The sequence below is a fragment of the uncultured Fibrobacter sp. genome (assembly GCF_947166265.1).
Classification (GTDB): Bacteria; Fibrobacterota; Fibrobacteria; order Fibrobacterales; family Fibrobacteraceae; genus Fibrobacter.
Window position 1 is genome coordinate 236,802 of the sequence record NZ_CAMVDO010000002.1, and the last position, 19,094, is coordinate 255,895.

A 19,094-nucleotide genomic window follows, 5' to 3' on the forward strand; every position below is an offset into this window, starting at 1 on the left:
GCCCCGGCAGGCCCAAGCCAAACCGAGGCTGATTATACAAGTCAATAAAGTCAGTTTTCGCCGTTATGCATCTCCGTCTGCTCGCGATCCATGGTGTACGTCAGGTACTCCCTGAAATCGCGGTCAATCGTCACGCCATCGAAATCAGCCGCGTCATCTTCGAGAACGAAAATACCGGTAGGATTGTCGATCCAGGCCTGCACATTGAATTCCGACATATTATAAACCTTGTCGCCAGGACCCGCAGCCACATATTCGACCTTGGACTTGGCAACCCATCCCTGCCCACAGCGCCCCTTGACAAGCACCTCGGTTCCGGAATCCCTGACAATGGTCAGCTCGTCATTAAAGCTAGCCGTGCAAACCACCTTGCCGCCCCCCTTTTCAGAGGTGACATCGATGTCGCCCAGCTTCGACTTGACAAGCCTCGCGCCAAAGGATTCTGTAACCAAAAAAGCGAGGGCTATAAACATGATCAACTTTGCGCACTTCATGATGGACCTCCTTGAATAAGGGACGAACATCCGTCCACCCCGCAAAATACAAACTAGACTTTACAAAAACCAACATTTGATTATTCCAAGTTGGAATAGGGGGGATGAGCTCTATTCTATCATAGTAGTTGTCCAATACATTTGAACGCGGCAGAAATTAACGCTCCTAACAGCATTTTTCCGCGCGGTCTCGATGATTTGTCTGGCATCTTGAACCAACTTCGCCGAGATAACTTCTTTAGACTTCATCATAGCCTCCATATAGCCGCAATTTGCGACCAGTCGATGTTAGAGGAGTCCTTTTTTCTTAATTCAACGGCCATATAAGCGATAAAAAATGTATTGAACTGTTTGGTCGTATAAAAAAAAGGACCGCGGCTATTGCCACAGTCCCCTTTTCGAGCATCATGAGAGGCTATTAGAAGCTGAACACCGTTTCAAGGCCGAAACGCAGAGCGTCATCGTCTTCGTTATCCTGCACGGCGACATCCACCATGCCGAAAGCCGTGAGTTCCAGGTTTTCGATCGGAATGATGTAGATGCGGCCACCGACATCGAATGTTGCAGCGGCCTTGTTGTCGTCATCCAAGGTGTGCGTGTGATATTCTACAGGGATACCAAGCTTGATGAATTCAGCAATCTTGAAAGCCGGTTCGGCATACACGAAGAAGTATTCCGGAATTTCGCCGTTGTCAAGGTCGCTTGCTTCTTCGGCGGCATCACCCCTGTCGATGAGGGCGTAGAAGGCCGTCGTCTTGATATCGAACATACCCACTTCGAAAGTCGGTTCAGCCAAGAACGTGTGAGCGATAGAAGTCCAATCCTGGCCTTCCACGACATCGCCGTCGTCACCCAGGTAGTCGGCATGGAAACCATACACAGCCCTAAAGCCAAAGCCACCGAGAGAGAGGCCCGCTTCGACACCGGCATGGAGTTCGTTATGCTGAACGCTCTGATAGCTCTTGTAGTCCACATACGGACGCAAGTGCTGACCGGCGTAGTCGAATTCGTAGGCGGCATGGACATCGTAAACCTTGGCACCTTCATCATCGGCCCAGTCGTTATCGCCGCTGCCAAAGCCGAAGCCAAGGATAAAGCCAGCGAGGTCGATTTCAAGACCGCGGATGTCGTGTTCCTTCATACCGGCAGCGTTATCGGCAGGATCATCGTAGTCATAGTAGGCGACGAATGCACCTTCCGAGAAGGTCAGGTCACCCAGCTTGACCGCGAAGAAATCAGCCGGCTGATACTGAATGTAGGCGCCATTGTAAATGGATGCCGGGTCAGTCGTTTCGCCATCGGCTTCGAGGCCCACGAATGCAGACCACTTTTCGTTGAACTTGACTTCAAAATTCAGGTCGAAGGTAGAAGCGTAGGAATGGTTCAGATCATCGTCTTTCCAGACATTGCCCGTGTAGGCGTCAAATTCAACTTCACCATTATACTTGACTTCCATCTGTGCTTCAGATGTACCTTCGTTCATGCTGGCCTTGAGCATGTCAAGTGCGTTTCCAGCGGCATCAGCGACTTCGCCCGGATTGGTATTTTCGGCAGGAGCAGATTCAGTCACTTCGGCAGGCTCAGCGACCTTGTCGGTTGGTGAGCTTGTCGAACCATCGGCAGGAGCGGCAGCGGTCTGAGCAGGAGTTTCCTGCACCGGAGCGGCCTGTTCAACGGGGGATGCAGCAGGGGCTTCCTGGGCAGGAGCCGGAGCGGCCTGAGTTTCAGCAGGGGCGGCGGCAGGAGCTGCAGCAGCGGGTGCTTCGGCGGCAGGGGCAGCTTCCTGCGCAAATGCAGACACGGCAAAGAAGGAAGCGGCTGCAAGGCCGAACAAAAGATTAGACGTCAAACGGTTTTTCATTTTTCTCTCCCTTGACGGATTTATTTTCTGTTTTTGTAACACTCCGTCAGGTTTTTTACAAATAGTGCTACAAAAACGCTTGGCTATCGCCTTCTGTGTGCTATTGTTGCAAAATGCGTGCCAAGATGTTTCAGTTTAGTTCCAGAAATTAGACTAATCTAATTCAAGACTTTTAATGAAGGGCCGGCAGGTTTTGGGCCTACCAGCCCTTAATAGTTCTTGATTCTAAAAGATTAGTCTTCGAATCTCTTTTCCTTATTGGCCTTCATGCCGAAGAGCTTGAGGAAGATTCCCGTACCCACAAGAGCCACGATAGCAGCGACGATCCACTTGGTATCGCCTCCAACGGGCACCTGGTAGAGGAGAACTGCCACAGCCCAGGCAAGAATCGTCTGAACCGTTGCCATCAGGATGGCAAGACCGAGGCCGATTTCGCGGGCAACCACACCCATAGCGGCAAGGCACGGCACGTAAAGCAAAATAAAGATGAGGAATGCAAACACCTGCCAGTTAAAGCCATCCACCGGGTTACCGTTCTTGTCCGGATTGTGGAAGTAGGAGCGGAGGTTGGCGTAGATGTCGGCGGTTTCAGAAAGGTCGCCTTCTTCGAGAGCGCCCATTTCGTCTTCGGAGAGTTCGAGACCTGCGGCAGCGAGCTTTGCGAACACGGCCTCGCGGGTCTTTTCGTCCTCTTCTTCTTCGCCGAAGGTTTCGATGGCTGCATATTCTTCGCAGGTCAGCACCTTGGCGTCGGTAATCTTGTCCAGAGTTTCCTTCTTGAGTTCGGCGGCTTCCTGGCCTTCCAATTCGCCGGTGGTTCCGAGCGGGTCGGTGAGCGAACCGATAACTTCGGCGAGGTTAGCAGGAATCGAGCCGAGAGCTTCGAGCACAGCGCCCTTGATATCGGGAGCGCCGCCCTCTTCCTCTTCTTCGGCGGGGCATTCATCGATGCCTACGATAAGCGGTTTTTCTTCTGCAGCAGGTTCCGCGACGGGTTCTGCGGAGGCGGCAATGGAGGAATCAGCAGCGGCAACAGCAGAATCTGTGGTAGCGGCAACTTCACTGGATCCTTCGCTAGCTTCGGGGCGTTGCGGGGTGTCCCCGCTAGAAGGGGTAGCGGATGCCGCGTCAGTGGCAGGAGCGAGGGGAAGGCCTTCCCCTTCCGGTTTCGCAACATCTCTCTCGTCTCTCGTCTGTAGCGAGCTTGCGAGCGTTCTCTCGTCTTCATCCCCCGCCATCGAATACAGCGAGTTCATGGTACCGATAACGGCTTCCTTGGCCAACAGGCCCGTGAACAGCGACACAGATGCGGGCCAGTTTTCCTTTTCGACGCCAAAGGGTTCGAACACCGGCGTAATCGCCTTGCCGATGGTAGAAAGCAGGCTGTTTTCGGAGTCACCGTTACCGGCTGTAAATTCAAAACCTGCCGGTTCATCGGCCGGAGCATTTTCGTCCGCAGCCTTCTCCACAATGCCGAAGCTGTTGAGGAAGCCAAGTATTGCAACGGCAAGCGTAATCACCTTACCGGCGCGCCAGATGTAGTCACGCAGGCGCTGCCAGCAGTGAATCATCAAGGACTTGAACTTGGGCAAGTGATACGGCGGAAGTTCCATCACAAAGTTGCTGGCCTGGCCCTGGAAAAGCGATTTTTTCAGGAACAAACCGTAAACGATAGCGAACAGCACACCGGCGAGGTAAAGCAGGAACACCACCGTGCCCGCCATCTTGCCGAAGAATGCAGCAGCAAACAGCGCATACACCGGGAGACGTGCGCCGCAGCTCATGAACGGCACCAGGAAAATGGTGAGGAAACGTTCACGCTTGGATTCCAGCACGCGGGAGCCCATAATGCCCGGCACGCCGCAACCGAAGCCCACCATCATCGGCACGAAGGCACGACCCGGGAGCCCGAGGAAACGCATGAAGCGGTCAGCAACGAAAGCCGCGCGGGCCATGTAACCCGAGTCTTCGAGGAACGAAAGGCACAGGAACATGAAGAAGATGACCGGGATGAAGGTCGAAACCGTCTGGATACCGGCACCGATACCGTCGGCGAGAATTGCCGCCACAAAGCCCGGCGCATGGAGGACATCCGTAAGCACGTAGCCCAGGCCATCCACGAAAATCGCACCGAACAGCACATCAAAGAAATCAATAAACGCAGAACCGATGGTAACCGCAATCCAGAACACCAGATACATCACCACAAGGAAGATCGGGAGAGTGGCCCAACGGTTCAAAAGCACAGCATCAAGCTTATCCGAGAAAGTCTTCTTGGCACGTGCCGCGACAATCGCCTTGCCCGCCACACTATGCGAAATGGAATAGCGATTTTCGGCCATTGCAAATTCCGGCTCTTCGCCCAGAATCTTTACGACTTCGGCCTTGTCGAGCTTTACGCCCGCTTCGGCGAATTTGTCTGCATAGCTCTTCTGGTTGCCCAAGTACATGAGCGAAACCCAACGGGAGTCCGCATCCAAAAGCTTTGCGACCGGTGCGACCTTCGGTTCCAAAACCTTCACGGCCTCTTCAACCTTGTCGCCGTAAACCATCTGCTTCGGGAGCGGCATCGGGCTCGCAAGCACGTGGCCCATCTGGCTAATAAAGTTAGTGACGCTCTTTTCGCTCACGGCAGAAAGCGGAATGCACGGCACGCCGTAGAAATCAGAAAGTTCGTCGAGATCCAGCTGGATTCCGCGATTTTCGGCAATGTCCATCATGTTGACGGCAATCACCATCGGAATCTTCATGTCGGCAAGCTGGCTCGTAAGGAACAGGTTGCGTTCCAGGTTCGTCGCATCGACAATGTTGATAATCAGGCTCGCTTCGCGGCTGAGCAAGTAATCGACAGCAGCGCGTTCGTCCTCGGCATTTGCGAACAAAGCGTAAGTACCCGGAAGGTCCACCAGGCGAATCTGGCGGTCGCCCAGTTCAAAGTAACCTTCCTTCTTTTCGACCGTCACGCCGGGCCAGTTACCCACACGCTGGCGTGCACCCGTAAGGGCGTTAAAGAGAGCCGTCTTACCGCAGTTCGGGTTACCGGCAATTGCAATCGTCAAAAGTTTTCTGGCAGCCATTATACCCTCCTCAACTTGAGAACGTTGGCTTCTTCTTTGCGGAGCGAGAGTCTATAAGAAAGCACCGCCACCTCGATCGGATCGCCGAGGGGGGCCACCTGCAAGACTTCCATTTGAACGCCACGCACAAGGCCCATCGAAAGCAACTTGGACTTATAAGCAGAATCGCCCTCGTTATAACCGACGATTTCTACCTTGTCGCCCTTCTTGAGTTCCGAGAACTTGGGCTCGGTACTCCACTTTTTCGTTTGCGACTTTCCGCCGCAACCACAATTACAGCTCATATCATCCTCATATAAAAACGGGAAAACTCTTGAGCGGAGCCTTCCTGTTTACTTTGTGTTTTTGACAACCCTTAGTTTTTTCACCGAAGAAACTTTTGCCGAGGCAATCGCATTCGACGGTTTCACAAAATCTTCAATCTTACCGAGCGTTTCTGCCGAAAGAATATGTTCCATACTGCAAGCATCCTTGTCGGCAATCGCCTCGGACACGCCCAGCTTAATCAGGAAACCCTTCAGAAGAATATGACGGTTCAAAATCATGGCGGCAACGCGTTCGCCCTCTTCGGTGAGTTCCACGCCGCTGTAAGGTTCCTGCCTTACAAGGCCCATCTTCTTGAGTTCAACCATGGCCTTTGCGACCGACGGCATTTTCACGGCAAGAGCCGCCGCAATATCCTTGACGCGGGCAAGCCCGTTCGCCAGGCGCAACATATGCACCATTTCCAGGTAATCTTCTAAGCTTTGAGTCAGTTTTGTATGGTCCATTTCAACCAGCCTTATTTAGACGCGGCTAATATAGTTTAATAAATCTAATTAGGCAAGGCTAAAAATATTACCGATTTCGTATTTATTTAGATTAGACTAATTTTATAAGAAAAAATTTACATTATTTTTTGCCATTTTACCCTTGTTTTTACAGTTAGTTTTATCTAACTTTTGATTAGACAAGTCTAACTCTGGTTGTTGCCATAGCATTCAGACTCAAGCTTGTTTGGTTGAATCAAAAAAATCAATTCCCTCTTTTGTGTCTCTTTGGGAATAAAGGTGCCCCCGCTCAAGTAGCTCTGAGCAGGGGCATTTTTACAATAATTTAAGCGATTTCAGGCAATTTTAGCCGTTTTTTTACGACGCGGGCCTACACCCGCTTCAGCGGCGTCATGCTCTTGGCGCAAATCGCCATGGTCGAGAGGTTGTGCAGCAGGGCCGAAGTCGAGGGGGCTAGTATTCCGAAGAAACCTGCGGCCAGGAGCGACGTGTTGAAGGCGACGATAAAACGGTAATTTGCCTGGATGCGCTCCATGAGCTGAGTACTCAGCGTACGGAGTTCGGCGAGGTCGCGCAGGTCTTCGCTGCGGAGGGTCACGTCGGCGGTTTCGCGGGCAATGTCGCTGGCATCGCTCATGGCAACCGACACGTTCGCGGCGGCCAATGCAGGCGCATCGTTGATTCCATCGCCCACCATAATCACGCGGCGGCCTTCGGCCTTCATCTTTTCCACATAGCGGTGCTTGTCTTCGGGCAGCACCTGCGCAAAGAAGGTGTCGATGCCCAAAAGTTGCGCCGTGCGTTCAGCGGCCTTTTGGCTGTCGCCGGTAATCATCGCCACATGCTTGATTCCGCGTTCGCGCAGCATGCGAATGGCTTCGGCAGCTTCGTCACGCGGAGGATCGCTAATGCAAAGCACGCCCGCAAGGTTCCCGCCAATGGCAAGGTAAATCACGGATGCGGCTCCGGCGAGTTCGTCGATCTTTTTCTGTTCCGCCTCGCCCACTGCAATTTTTTCGTCTTCAACGACGAAATGCTTGCTGCCGATAACGGCGCGTTCACCGTCGAGAGTCGTCGCGATTCCATGCGCCACAATGTACTTGACATCGGCGTGTTCTTCTTCGTGGTCGATTCCCCGTTCGGCGGCCCCGCGCACAATGGCGCGCGCCATGCTATGCGGGAAATGTTCCTCGATGCAGGCGGCAGTGCGAAGCACCTCTTCTTCGCTGCGGCCACCGAACGGAATAACGCGTTCAAGTTTCGGTTCCGCCTTGGTGAGCGTCCCCGTCTTATCGAAAACAATAGTATCTGCGAGAGCAAATTCTTCGAGATACTTGCCGCCCTTTACGGTCATGTTGCGGTCAGCCGCTTCGCGCAGCGCCGAAATCACCGAGATCGGAGTGGAAAGCTTGATGGCGCAAGAATAGTCCACCATCAGAATCGAAACCGCCTTGGTAATATTGCGCGTAAACAAGAGTGTAAGACCGAAACCGAGGAAACTGAACGGCACAATACCATCAGCCAAGCGCTCGGCACGACTCTGGATAGAAGCCTTTAGATCTTCGGAGCGGTCAATGAGTTCAATGATTTTCTGAATCTTGGTGTTACCGCTCACGGCCCGCACCGACACGACAATCGAGCCTTCGTCCACGATGGTGCCTGCAAAAACGGACTTTCCGACCGTCTTATGAACCGCCTGCGATTCGCCCGTCATGGTCGCTTCGTTCACAAAGGCATCGCCTTCGGCAACGGTTCCATCCACCGGAATCATGCTACCAGAACGTACACGCACGAGGTCGCCCACCTGAACATCCTGCATACGCACCTGGACATCGACACCGTCCTTGACAACCCACACGCGGTCTACCTTCACGGCTAGGCTTGCCGTAAGGGCCGTGCGGGTACGCGCCTTGGTGTAATCTTCCAAGAGGCTACTCACGTTCAGCAGGAACATGATGGTTCCCGCAGATTCGTAATTGCGCTGCAAGATGCTAGCCCCGATGGCAGCACCGTCCAACACCTCGACAGAAAGCTTTCCTTCGCCAAGGCAGTTCAAGCCTTTCGCCACGAACTTGAGGCCCCTGTAAATCAGGTGCACCGTGCGGATAGGAGCTGGAATAAACAACTTGGCAAGGTAACGCCGCGCAATCATAAACGCGAGCTTATTCTTGAAATCAGAATCAAGAGCCTGTAGCTGGTACTCGGTATCGGGTTCGCTTTCAGGGAGACTCGCGACGTTTAGATTTCGAACGAAATCAATCACCTGTTCACGACAGCCGTTTTCGTATTCCAGCAGAATGCCGCCGTTTTCCGAATGGACTACCGCTTTCTGGACATAAGGTTCACTCACGCATGCCTTGTGGATGCGCGGTTCATGCACTTTCTCAAATGCGTAGGCCCCCGCCCGAAAGCGGATACGCCCCGGCTGATCGTAAACGATTCTAGACTTCATAACTCAAGTGGTTGGTGGTTGGTGATTAGTGGTTAGGATTACTATTAGAATGTTCTTTCTTCATTCCTGTTTACTAACCACTAGCCACTATTTACTTACCTGCTTCTTTCTTCGCGTCGTTGCAGATGTCGGCAGCTTCGTCCTTCATATCCTGGAAGGCAGCCTTGGCGTCGGCAGTGAACTTCATGCCCTGAGCGAGTCCCTTGACGGCACATTCGCGAGTCTTCGGAGCCTTGAGGATCTTCTTTGCAATAGCGGAGCCAACAGCACCCGCCACGACCAACCAGAACTTTTCATTTTTCCATACGGACATAGTTTACTCCTTTTGTTTCGCCCTAATGTCATCCACACTACAATCGGCCCTTCGGCAAGTTCAGGGACCTTAGTAAAGAATCCATTAGAACATTGTTGTTATTTGCTTAAATAATCTACCTAAAAATACATCAAAAAGCAACTTACAAACAAATTAACAAACAGACTTCAAGCCTAGGTCCCATAAGCTTTCCGAGCGACTAACATTGTTGCAAAAAATCAATTTAGTTCAGGCTATGCAACTTAGTTTCCGGTCAGACAACTTAGTTAGCGTAAACTATCCAAAGTTAGATTCTATCTAAAACTGTACCTAATCTTTGTCGCGAAAGTGCGTCCCGGTTTAGATTCACCATATTTATCGTAAACGGTTTCGTCCATAAAGTTATCGACTTCAAAGTTCCAGGCGAGTTTATTATCCCACACGGAATATTCGACGCCTAAATCCTGCGTGAACGAAGCTTCAATTTTTCTGCTCTGGCGGGAGCTGACTTTCCAACCGTAATAGTATTCATCCGTGTAATTTGCGGCCCACCAGAACTTGACAAAATCGTTCTTGTTGAGTATATCGCCCATGTGGAATTCCGCCATATAATTCATAAAGAATCGGGGAATATTCGGGATAATCGCATCTTCGGAAATTCCCTGCTTGGCATTATAATCTATATTGCGCAAATCCTGGAAAGTCCAGTTCGTTCCGAGCAACACCCATTCATTCACATCAAGTTTCACGTCACCTTCGTAGCCCCAGCCGCGAATCGGATCCATATTAAAGTACGGCACCGACATCTGCGAAGTACCCATATAATGAATGCGATTCTTGTAATAGGAATAAAAAACGTCTCCGTCAAATCGGAATCTTGCCACCAGCGGAATTTCTTGCAAATCAAGAGACAGGCCCACGTTAAAATTGTCCGCTTCTTCGGGCTTGAGGCTTGTCGCGGCACTCACGCGCACGCCATCGCCAAAAAGTTCATCCGGGGTGGGCAAGCGCACCGCATGCTGGTAGGAACCCTTGATCGCAAGCGGCTTTACAATCCTAAACATCAAGCTTTCATCGTAGCTGAAATCCTTATAATCATTCGATTCTACAGAGGCCTGTTGTAACAGACTCGTGGACGTATTAGAAATTTCAGCATTCAAATAGTGGAACTTGACGCCTATCAAGTTCTGCAGCCTAGAATCAAAGAAATTATCTTCAAGCGAAAGGCCTGTCGTCACAGAAGCCGTCTTTCCCGGGAAACCCGCTGTATTGAAGCCCACCATTTCGGAACCCACATCATCTTCGGGATCTTCCTTATGGTACCGGAAAAGCGTATTCCAGTAAATAAACTGATTCTTGAAGAACTGATAATCCAGATTCAGCAAATTGTTAAAGTCATACGCCAGCACCGTCCTCAGTTTCGGAAGTCCCATCGAAGATAGCTCCCCCACGTTCTTCTTGGCAGTATCGCAGCTAAACCAGTTGCGGCAATGGACGCGGCTAGTATCAATCACCTTATTTTCGCTATACCCAAACGAAAAATGGTTCCCAAAATTCAGATCCTTCACAAAAATATTTTTCTTGTCTAATCCAAATGTCGCACCGATATTGTGTCCCTCGGATTTCGCATCGGCAATGCGGCTTGCGTCGCCCTGTATTTCCTTGTCAAATGCACCATAACTTGCGCCCAGTGAAACCTGATCAAACCATACATTCATCAAGTTCGCAAAAGCCTGCACATTGTAAGAGGTGTAATGGTCATGATCGCGAACGACGCTCGTGTCCTTACCCGAAGCCCCCTTCATGTAAGGCGAAGTAAATTTATAATCGTTGTCGGAATGGTTAAAATACCCCGATACGCCCACCTCGAGATCTGCACCGCCAACAATGCTATCAATCAAGTGACTTGCAGAAACAGAAGCCTTGTGCGTATTGAAACTCGAAAGGCTGTAGGACGCATCTACCGAATTGACCGAACGTTTCTTGGTAATGATATTGATGGCACCACCCGCACCATCCGTCGCGAAACGCGCCGGAACATAGCCCTTGTAGACTTCGATATCGGCAATCTGGTCGATGGGAATGTCGTCTAGACCCAAGTTACCCTGAGTCTCGACAGGAACACCGTTCACCAGCACCTTGATATTCTTGCCTTCCATGCCGCGAATATTGATTTTGCCTTCGCTGCCCATACCGCCCGACTTACGCACTTTCACGCCCGAGGCCGAATTTATTGCCTTCGAAACAGTCTTGCTGGTATTCTGCATTTCAGCGGCATCAATCGTCGCAACCGATTCCGCCTTTTTGGCCTGTTTCGCCTGTTCCGCCTCTATTTCAGATTCCACCGAGAGTTCATCCAACTGCGTAACCCCCGACGCACTTGGAGCAGAAGCATCCGATTGAACGGCCATACCATTCGCGTCATCATTTGTCGCAGTATTTTCTGGAGACGTTTCTTCCAGAAAATCATCTATCGAGGTAATTTCATCTTCTTGGGCGTGGGCAGAAACAGCACCAACCGTAGCAAAAATAAAGGCAAGAGTCGCTGCCTTGTAAAAAAGCATCTTTTTCATCGCAGCGCAATTGAGCAAATTTTAGCACAAAATTCTACTCCAAATAGTCTACTAAAAACCCAAATAGTTAAAAATCCGCTCCCGCATTGAGCAGGAACGGAGATTGTGTTTATGAGGATAATGAGGTTTTATGGAGAAATGTTTGCTTACTTGAGCGGAACAATCCACATCGGGATCTGCTTGACATCGGCAATCTTTTCAGCCTTTTCAGACTTTGGATCATAGCGGAAGTAAGCGTTACCGTCTTCTTCGGTAGAGACTGCGAAAATCACGGTGCCATCTTCATCGAGGTACTTGCCGTAGCTAGCCCAGCTGGAAGAATAATTGATGGGAAGAGCCTTCATTTTCTTCTTGGCGAGGTCGATTTCCACCGGCTTGCAGGTGTTGTTGTGGTAGCTGTCCATATCGGTCCAAACCTGCTGCAGGTCCACCATCACGTTCAAGAACGCGTACACCTTGGTGCCGTTTGCGTAGGTGGCAGGGCTCAGATACTTGAAGTTACCCTTCTTGGTGACACCTTCGATAGCGACTTGCTTGGTCACGAGCCATGCATAGTCCTTATCGAACTTGGTTTCGCCCACCTTGATGCGGAGGAAACCGTCAACCTGGCCGGGAGCGTAGCCCCAAGAGGCGTTACTATAGCAGTAAATGTAACCGTCAGCAACGATGAACGCCTGGTTCTGCGAGTCGTCAAGCGAGCCCACGGCGGCAACGCGGTCATCTTCGGCGACGGCAATCACCTTATCCTTCTTGATATCGATAATAGCGACCTGAGCGGTGTTGCCGGTAGCGTAATCGCTTATGTTCTGCAACAGGCCCACATAGAGGCGACCATTTTCAATCACGCCCGTGCCAGGGCTTACAGCAAGAGCATCCTTATTCTTATACTTGGAAAGGTCGATTGCACCTGTACGCTTCATGGTTTTCGGGTTGATAATGAGGAGCGAATCAAGCATGCCGCCCAAGTAGGCCTTTTCTTCGTTCACAAAGTAAATGTGGTTCACCCAGACACCCGGAATCGAGAGTTCCGCAGTTTTCTTGCCAATTTTATTGTTTGCATCGAGGCTATAGCGCGTAATGGAGCCAGCGTCAAGGTCGGCGATAAACAGGGAACCGTCGTAATAGACGACGCCCGCACGGGTGCCGACTTCGATAAAATCCGTACCGATTTCATCCGTATGGTCCAGCGACATCGTGCCGATGAACATCGTTTCGCCGGTAGAGATGGATGTCGCAAAGTCGCGCTTGTATTCGCCATCGTCTCCGCTAGCCGAAGAGGAAGAATCGTTACCGCAAGCAGCGAGCATGCCAAGCGAAACAGCAAGAGCCGCCAAGAATCTTTTTTTCATAAATACTCCTTGAAAAAGTCGCGGAAAAACCGCAGTTGTTAATTTTGCGGTGCATTTTAGAAATGTCTTCGCGGGAATTCTACTCCAAATGGTATCGGAAAAATCCGATTAGATTTCCTTATATAATCCCATTCAGTCATTTTCAAGCCCATTTAGACAGAATTGTATCCAAAAAAAGAGAGTATCGAAACAAAATTAGCCTTGACGAAGTTTTGTTTACTAATTAGATTTGGCTTACTTTTTAAGACTAGACTAACAAAGCCGGTTTAAAGAGATTTATGAGGAAAACATGCTGAACATTAACGGAATTGAATGGCTGCACAAAATCGGGTGCTACCATACAACGCTCGAAAGGGAACCCATCTTGGTTCTTGAATTTTGCCGAAAGGGGCAAATCAGCTGGGCAGGCGGGGCACTCCCTTGCAACCAGTTGAAGACAGGAGAAATGCTGGTTTACGACGCATGGACATCGGGGGCACTAACGCGCTCCGCCGATTACTGCGGCGACCGAATCCTCTTCTACGAAGAATCGACAAGGTATATCCGCGAACATTTTGCAGGGTTCCTGATAGACATCAATATGCTTGCCCAGAAAATGTGCCGCCCGGGGCGTCCGTTTATCGTCCATACCAAAGAAGAGGTGGCAAACGCCTTCGAAAAGATCGACAACAAGTCAAAAAACACGCAGGCGGAATACGGCAGGCTTGCCATTTTGGAGCTTCTGCTCACCCTGAAAAATCTCGACACCCAACGCGAATTCGCCTGTCGCGAATGCAATTTATCTTCGCTCCAGATAGAAAAAATTTACGGCATCCGTTCGTTTATCTGCGAAAACATGGATAGCCATTACACCATCGAAGAACTCGCCGATAAATTCGACATGCCGCCTACTGCAATGAAGCTTTGCTTCAAGAACGTGTTCGGATTGCCCGTATTCACCTATGCACGCCGCGAGCGCATGAAGGTCGCCGCCAAGGAACTGCGAGACAGCAACCATGGGATTCTGGAAATCGCAGGCTCCGTGGGTTACAATAACGGGAGCAAGTTCGCGCACGCCTTCCAGGATGTGATGGGCATGACCCCGAAGGAATACAGGAAAAAGTACAGACTCACGAATGTAGCATAATAGGTATGAGCAATGAGGTCGTGCTTCGCACTCTGAGGTTGCCTTGCAAAGCAAGGCTTTGAGTAAAGTAAAACACCTTCGGTGCATTTATAAAACCTCATACCTCAAAGGGAGCATTAGCGACCGAGCTCACACCTCACAACCTCTAGAACAATTATGAAAAAAACATTCTCTAAACTCTACGCATACATGGGATCGCGAAAACCGCTGTTCCCGCTAGCTTTAATTCTTTCGGCATTGAGCGCCATCGCGGGGCTCGTGCCTTTTTTACTGATGTGGCTAATTGTCCGCGAGATCCTTATGGGTGGCGACATGACGAACATCAAGATTTTCGACTACTCCATCGGAGCGGTTTTGGCATCCGTCGCAAGCGTTCTGCTCTACTTCGCGGCACTCGCCTGTTCGCATCTGGTGGCCTTCAGGCTCGAAGGCGACTTACGACGATTCGCCATGAAAAAATTGATGAGCGCTCCGCTTGGATTCTTCGATAAGAACCCGACCGGCAAGCTCCGCAAGATTATCGACGACAACGCAGCCATCACCCACACCTTTATCGCGCACCAGATGCCCGATATTTCAAGCACCATCTTGATTCCGATCGTGGCGCTCGTGATGATGTTCGTTTTTGATTGGCGTCTCGGCCTTGCCTCACTCATTCCGATTGTCTATGCCATGTTCATTCTCGGAACATTGGGCCGCAAGGGGACCAAGTTCATGGAACGCTACATGCAGTCGCTCGAAGAAATGAACTCCGAAGCGGTTGAATACGTGCGCGGCATCCCCGTGGTCAAGGTTTTCCAGCAGACCATTTATTCGTTCAAGAATTTCTACAAGACCATCGAAACTTATCACCAAATGGTGACCGCCTATTCCAACAACTGGAAAGTTCCCTACTGCATCTACACCACGCTCGTAAACGGCTTCGTCCTGTTCCTTGTCCCGACGGCAATTCTAATTATCGGACGTGGCGACGACGTGAAACTCACCATCGTGAACATGATGATTTACGTGTTGGTGACTCCGCTCTTTTCGCAGTGCGTGATGCGCAGTATGTACTTGAGCAACGCCACGAACCAGGCCGGAATCGCGGTGGACCGCATCAACGACATTGCCCGCACCAAGGATCTGGAAGTCTGCGAAAATCCCGTCCCTATGGAGCATTTCAATGTTGAATTCTGGAATGTAAACTTCACCTACCCCGATACCGACAAACAGGTATTGAGCGACATTTCGCTCTCGGTGCCGGCGGGCCACACGGTAGCACTTGTCGGGCCTTCGGGCGGCGGCAAGAGTACGATTGCAAAGCTTTTGCCGAGATTCTTCGATGTCGACAGCGGCGAAATCACGATCGGCGGAGTTTCTGTAAAGAAGATCGATCCGAAGGAACTGATGAAGAATGTTTCTTTCGTATTCCAGAACACGCGACTTTTCAAGATGAGCATTTTGGACAACGTTCGCTACGGCACCCCCGACGCCACCCTGGAACAAGTAAATAAGGCTCTCGATCTTGCCCAGTGCCGCGAAATCATCAACAAGCTGCCGGACGGAATCAATACCGTTATCGGAAGCAAGGGCACCTACCTTTCGGGCGGCGAACAGCAGCGCGTCGTGCTTGCACGCGCCATCTTGAAGAACGCACCGATTGTAGTTCTCGACGAAGCGACCGCCTTTGCCGACCCTGAAAACGAACGTTTGATTCAGGAAGCATTGCACAAACTGGCCGAAGGCAAGACCGTGCTCATGATTGCCCACAGGCTTACGAGCGTCGTAGACGCCGACCAAATCATTGTCGTCGAAGAAGGCGAAATCGCCGAACGAGGTACACACGCGGAATTGCTTGAAAAGAACGGTATTTACGCCAAGATGTGGGCAGAATACCAGCAGTCCGTCACATGGACCCTTGACAACGCCAAAAATGAAGGAGTCGAAAATGTATAAATGGGTTCAGAAACAATTCGCACTCACCGAAGAAGGTTCGCGAACGTTTGTTCGCGGCGTCGTGTGGACTTTTTTGCACTTTGTATCGCTTATGTTCCCGATGATGCTGATGTTCTATTTCTTGATGGAACACCTGGGCATCGGCGAATTCGCTGGCAAGACTCCGCACGGAATCTTGTTCTACGCCGGATTTTCGCTGTTGATTCTTGTGGTGATGCTCGTGATTTACGGTTTCTCGTACAGCGCCACCTACGATAGTGTGTACGACGAAAGTATGCGCCGCCGCGTTTCGATTGCAGAAAGACTCCGTAAGTTGCCGCTCTCTTTCTTTGGCAAGAAGAACCTTTCAGACTTGACGTCGACCATCATGGACGACTGTAACGCGCTCGAAATGATTTTCTCGCACGCCGTACCGGAACTTTTCGCCGCTATCGGAAGCGTCACCGTTATCGGAATTATGCTGTTCTGCTACAACTGGAAAATGTCTATCGCACTTTTCTGGGTGGTGCCTGCAGCCGCACTTTTGATTGCTCTTTCCAAGAAAATTCAGGATCACTGGTTCGAGGGATCTTACAATGCGCGCCGAATCATTATGGAAGATATCCAGGAAGGGCTCGAAAACGTGCAGGAAATCCGTTCCTACTCGGGCGAAGCCGCCTACCTCGACCATTTTGACAAGGACTGCATCATGTACGAAAAAACGCAGATAGATTCCGATGTCAAGGTCGGCATGTTCCTAAATTCGGCGCAGGGCATTCTCAAGATGGGACTTGCCACGGTGCTGATTACGGGCGCAAGGCTCTGGACCAAGGGTGAAATCGACGTGTTCACCTATCTGGTGTTCATCGTGTGCGCGGCGACCATCTATAATCCGGTTTTCCTCGTATTCAACAACCTCGCCGAACTGATCTTCGTGAACGTACGTCTGCGCCGTTTCCGCGAAATGGATCAGATGCCCATACAGCACGGCAACACGGAATTCACGCCAGCCAATTATGACATCGAATTCAAGGATGTTGACTTTAATTACAACGAAAACAAGCAAGTCCTGAAAAAGGTTTCATTTACGGCAAAACAGGGCGAAATCACCGCACTTGTGGGCCCAAGCGGCAGCGGAAAGACGACTGCAGCAAAGCTCGCCGCACGCTTCTGGGACATTCAAGGCGGTACGGTAAAGCTCGGTGGCCAGGATATCAGCAAGATTGACCCCGAAACGCTCCTCAAGAACTTCTCTATCGTCTTCCAGGACGTGGTACTGTTCAATACAAGCATCAAGGACAACATTCGTATCGGCAAGCGCGGGGCAACCGACGAAGAAATTCTGAAAGTCGCAAAACTCGCCGGCTGCGACGATTTTGTGCAGAAAATGCCGCAGGGATACGATACCGTTATCGGCGAAAATGGCGACACGCTCTCGGGTGGTGAACGCCAGCGCATCTCCATTGCACGCGCCCTGTTGAAAGACGCACCGATTATCCTGCTTGACGAAGCAACCGCAAGCCTCGACGTGGAAAACGAATCTAAGATCCAGCGCGGCATTTCGCAGCTGGTGAAGGGCAAGACTGTCATCATCATCGCACACCGCATGCGAACCATCGCCAACGCTGACAAGGTCGTGGTGCTGCAGGATGGCCACATTGCAGAAACAGGCTCACCCGCCGAGCTCAAGGCGAAAGGCGGCTTGTTCTGCAAAATGCTTGAATTACAAATGAAGAAAAATTAATACAAAATTAGCCTTGACAAACTTCAAGGCTTTTTTGTATATTTGTTAGAGAAATCTAACTTTACAATTTCTTTGTAATTCGCAAGAAAAATGAACCGTCTTTTAGATCACCGTCTCGTTCGCCAATGCGCACCAACACTCGCCGGGCTTAAGGTTGGAAGCTTGTTCTGCCTAGAATTTTCAGCCAGCGAAATGCTCTGCAAACAGCTCGCCTACTGGAACAAGGAACTCAACCCTCGCGGCGTGTGTGTGCGCGTTATTGCAGAACGCTGCGGACGCAGTTTTATCTACGTCTATCGCGAAGAAGCCTTGCAAAAGCTCATTGCCAAGCCGGAGATTCGTCACTTTCTGGCAGCCTACGGTTACGCAGATTTTAGCACAGATAGCGCACTCGCCTATATGACCGGACGAATCCGTAAATGTCACTGCTTTCCGCACGAAGTCGGTCTTTTCTTGGGTTACCCCCTTGAAGACGTGAAAGGGTTCATTATCAACAGCGGCAGAAACAGCAAATATACGGGCTACTGGAAGGTTTACGGCGATGTCAGCGAATGCGAAAAACGATTCGCCTGCTTTCGCAAATGCTTCAACGTGTTCAACAAACTATTTGAAAAAGGCTACTCGCTGCCGATGCTCGCCGTAGCAAGCGCAAAGGACCGCGGCATCTGTCATCCTGAGCGAAGCGCAGCGTAGTCGAAGGATCTCAACATTTTATTTCACCTAGGAGAAACACAATGGAAAAAGTTGCAGTAATCTACTGGAGCGGAACAGGTAACACCGAAATGATGGCGAAGTATGTCGCCGAAGGTGCAAAGGCCGCCGGTGCAGAAGCCGACGTGTTCAGCGTTTCGGATTTTTCGCAGAGCCAATTGGCCGAATACGGCCGCTACGCTTTGGGTTGTCCCGCAATGGGCGCCGAGGAACTCGAAGATTCTGAATTCCAGCCCTTCTACGAAGCCGTCAAGCCCGCACTCAACGGCAAGAAAGTCGCCCTGTTCGGCTCTTACGGCTGGGGTGGCGGCGAATGGATGAACCCGTGGAAGGACGACGCCGAAGCCGCCGGGCTCGTACTTGTGGCAGACCCGCTCGCCATCGAGAACGCCCCCGATGACGCAGGCAAGACCGCTTGTCAGGAACTCGGCAAGACTCTCGCCACCGCCTAAAAAGACCTTTTCTTTCTTATAGTGTTTTGGATTGAAGCTGCCCTGACGGAATCACACTCCGTTGGGGCTTTTAAATCAAGACTGACAGTTAATCGTTAAGCAATCTGTCTAAATCATCGAAAGCATTCTGCAATGCTTCCGTATGGTAGCGCTCATACATACTATAAACAAAATCTGTCAGGTTCTTTTCTTCAAGACGCGCAAGAATCTTGTTAGCAGTAGTCCCCTTGTAGGCGGCATACTGTTCCATCAGAAAACTGAAAAATTCCATTTCTT

15 protein-coding genes are annotated in these 19,094 nt (G+C 50.7%); 5 read left to right on the top strand and 10 right to left on the bottom strand.

The window, feature by feature from the left end; genetic code table 11:
* Positions 1 to 50 precede the first annotated feature (50 nt).
* The 9 genes from Q0W37_RS02220 to Q0W37_RS02260 all read right to left on the bottom strand — a co-directional run bounded on the left by Q0W37_RS02220 (position 51) and on the right by Q0W37_RS02260 (position 12,868).
* The gene (locus tag Q0W37_RS02220) at positions 51 to 494 is read right to left on the bottom strand and encodes a hypothetical protein (RefSeq protein WP_297698350.1); all 444 of its coding nucleotides are present in this window, start codon (positions 492 to 494) and stop codon (positions 51 to 53) included.
* Between the two features lie 418 nt (positions 495 to 912).
* Positions 913 to 2,355 carry a hypothetical protein gene (locus Q0W37_RS02225; protein WP_297698352.1) on the bottom strand — a complete coding sequence of 481 codons (1,443 nt, stop codon included), beginning with the start codon at positions 2,353 to 2,355 and terminating at the stop codon, positions 913 to 915.
* Between the two features lie 233 nt (positions 2,356 to 2,588).
* A complete protein-coding gene (gene feoB, locus Q0W37_RS02230; RefSeq protein ID WP_297698353.1) occupies positions 2,589 to 5,432 on the bottom strand; it encodes a ferrous iron transport protein B in 2,844 nt (947 codons plus the stop codon).
* The gene (locus Q0W37_RS02235) at positions 5,432 to 5,716 is read right to left on the bottom strand and encodes a FeoA family protein (RefSeq protein WP_295040251.1); all 285 of its coding nucleotides are present in this window, start codon (positions 5,714 to 5,716) and stop codon (positions 5,432 to 5,434) included. Before Q0W37_RS02235 ends, feoB begins: the two co-directional genes overlap by 1 nt.
* A gap of 48 nt (positions 5,717 to 5,764) precedes the next feature.
* Positions 5,765 to 6,202 carry a metal-dependent transcriptional regulator gene (locus Q0W37_RS02240; RefSeq protein ID WP_088628100.1) on the bottom strand — a complete coding sequence of 146 codons (438 nt, stop codon included), beginning with the start codon at positions 6,200 to 6,202 and terminating at the stop codon, positions 5,765 to 5,767.
* Positions 6,203 to 6,572: 370 nt separating this feature from the next.
* Positions 6,573 to 8,654, bottom strand: coding sequence for a heavy metal translocating P-type ATPase (locus Q0W37_RS02245; protein ID WP_297698355.1), 2,082 nt, complete (start codon positions 8,652 to 8,654; stop codon positions 6,573 to 6,575).
* Between the two features lie 91 nt (positions 8,655 to 8,745).
* On the bottom strand, positions 8,746 to 8,967 hold the full coding sequence (locus tag Q0W37_RS02250) for a DUF1490 domain-containing protein (RefSeq protein ID WP_297698357.1): 222 nt from the start codon (positions 8,965 to 8,967) through the stop codon (positions 8,746 to 8,748).
* Between the two features lie 293 nt (positions 8,968 to 9,260).
* Positions 9,261 to 11,519 carry a TonB-dependent receptor gene (locus Q0W37_RS02255; protein ID WP_297698358.1) on the bottom strand — a complete coding sequence of 753 codons (2,259 nt, stop codon included), beginning with the start codon at positions 11,517 to 11,519 and terminating at the stop codon, positions 9,261 to 9,263.
* 146 nt (positions 11,520 to 11,665) lie between these two features.
* On the bottom strand, positions 11,666 to 12,868 hold the full coding sequence (locus tag Q0W37_RS02260) for a hypothetical protein (RefSeq protein WP_297698360.1): 1,203 nt from the start codon (positions 12,866 to 12,868) through the stop codon (positions 11,666 to 11,668).
* A gap of 289 nt (positions 12,869 to 13,157) precedes the next feature.
* On the opposite strand from Q0W37_RS02260, the gene Q0W37_RS02265 reads away from it, so the two are divergent.
* The 5 genes from Q0W37_RS02265 (at position 13,158) to Q0W37_RS02285 (ending at position 18,818) form a co-directional block, all read left to right on the top strand.
* The gene (locus tag Q0W37_RS02265) at positions 13,158 to 13,994 is read left to right on the top strand and encodes an AraC family transcriptional regulator (protein WP_297698362.1); all 837 of its coding nucleotides are present in this window, start codon (positions 13,158 to 13,160) and stop codon (positions 13,992 to 13,994) included.
* Positions 13,995 to 14,150: 156 nt separating this feature from the next.
* Entirely contained in the window at positions 14,151 to 15,932 is a 1,782-nt protein-coding gene (locus Q0W37_RS02270; RefSeq protein WP_297698363.1) for an ABC transporter ATP-binding protein, read from the top strand.
* Positions 15,925 to 17,655 (top strand): ABC transporter ATP-binding protein, encoded by a 1,731-nt coding sequence (locus Q0W37_RS02275; RefSeq protein ID WP_297698365.1) that lies wholly within the window; start codon positions 15,925 to 15,927, stop codon positions 17,653 to 17,655. Before Q0W37_RS02270 ends, Q0W37_RS02275 begins: the two co-directional genes overlap by 8 nt.
* Positions 17,656 to 17,745: 90 nt before the next feature.
* Positions 17,746 to 18,348: a DUF3793 family protein gene (locus Q0W37_RS02280; RefSeq protein ID WP_297698367.1), complete on the top strand. Its 603-nt coding sequence runs from the start codon at positions 17,746 to 17,748 to the stop codon at positions 18,346 to 18,348.
* A 41-nt stretch (positions 18,349 to 18,389) separates the two neighbouring features.
* Positions 18,390 to 18,818 carry a flavodoxin gene (locus tag Q0W37_RS02285; RefSeq protein WP_297698369.1) on the top strand — a complete coding sequence of 143 codons (429 nt, stop codon included), beginning with the start codon at positions 18,390 to 18,392 and terminating at the stop codon, positions 18,816 to 18,818.
* A gap of 88 nt (positions 18,819 to 18,906) precedes the next feature.
* On the opposite strand, the gene Q0W37_RS02290 is transcribed toward Q0W37_RS02285, so the two are convergent.
* Entirely contained in the window at positions 18,907 to 19,089 is a 183-nt protein-coding gene (locus Q0W37_RS02290; RefSeq protein WP_297698371.1) for a DUF3791 domain-containing protein, read from the bottom strand.
* Positions 19,090 to 19,094: the final 5 nt, after the last annotated feature.

Bases quoted from the DNA above. Each gene is read 5' to 3' on its own strand.
- Q0W37_RS02265 (WP_297698362.1), top strand. From the start codon at position 13,158: ATGCTGAACATTAACGGAATTGAATGGCTGCACAAAATCGGGTGCTAC.
- Q0W37_RS02260 (WP_297698360.1), bottom strand. From the start codon at position 12,868: ATGAAAAAAAGATTCTTGGCGGCTCTTGCTGTTTCGCTTGGCATGCTC.
- Q0W37_RS02285 (WP_297698369.1), top strand. From the start codon at position 18,390: ATGGAAAAAGTTGCAGTAATCTACTGGAGCGGAACAGGTAACACCGAA.
- Q0W37_RS02245 (WP_297698355.1), bottom strand. From the start codon at position 8,654: ATGAAGTCTAGAATCGTTTACGATCAGCCGGGGCGTATCCGCTTTCGG.
- Q0W37_RS02255 (WP_297698358.1), bottom strand. From the start codon at position 11,519: ATGAAAAAGATGCTTTTTTACAAGGCAGCGACTCTTGCCTTTATTTTT.
- Q0W37_RS02250 (WP_297698357.1), bottom strand. From the start codon at position 8,967: ATGTCCGTATGGAAAAATGAAAAGTTCTGGTTGGTCGTGGCGGGTGCT.
- Q0W37_RS02290 (WP_297698371.1), bottom strand. From the start codon at position 19,089: ATGGAATTTTTCAGTTTTCTGATGGAACAGTATGCCGCCTACAAGGGG.
- Q0W37_RS02235 (WP_295040251.1), bottom strand. From the start codon at position 5,716: ATGAGCTGTAATTGTGGTTGCGGCGGAAAGTCGCAAACGAAAAAGTGG.
- Q0W37_RS02220 (WP_297698350.1), bottom strand. From the start codon at position 494: ATGAAGTGCGCAAAGTTGATCATGTTTATAGCCCTCGCTTTTTTGGTT.
- Q0W37_RS02280 (WP_297698367.1), top strand. From the start codon at position 17,746: ATGAACCGTCTTTTAGATCACCGTCTCGTTCGCCAATGCGCACCAACA.
- Q0W37_RS02225 (WP_297698352.1), bottom strand. From the start codon at position 2,355: ATGAAAAACCGTTTGACGTCTAATCTTTTGTTCGGCCTTGCAGCCGCT.
- feoB (WP_297698353.1), bottom strand. From the start codon at position 5,432: ATGGCTGCCAGAAAACTTTTGACGATTGCAATTGCCGGTAACCCGAAC.
- Q0W37_RS02275 (WP_297698365.1), top strand. From the start codon at position 15,925: ATGTATAAATGGGTTCAGAAACAATTCGCACTCACCGAAGAAGGTTCG.
- Q0W37_RS02240 (WP_088628100.1), bottom strand. From the start codon at position 6,202: ATGGACCATACAAAACTGACTCAAAGCTTAGAAGATTACCTGGAAATG.
- Q0W37_RS02270 (WP_297698363.1), top strand. From the start codon at position 14,151: ATGAAAAAAACATTCTCTAAACTCTACGCATACATGGGATCGCGAAAA.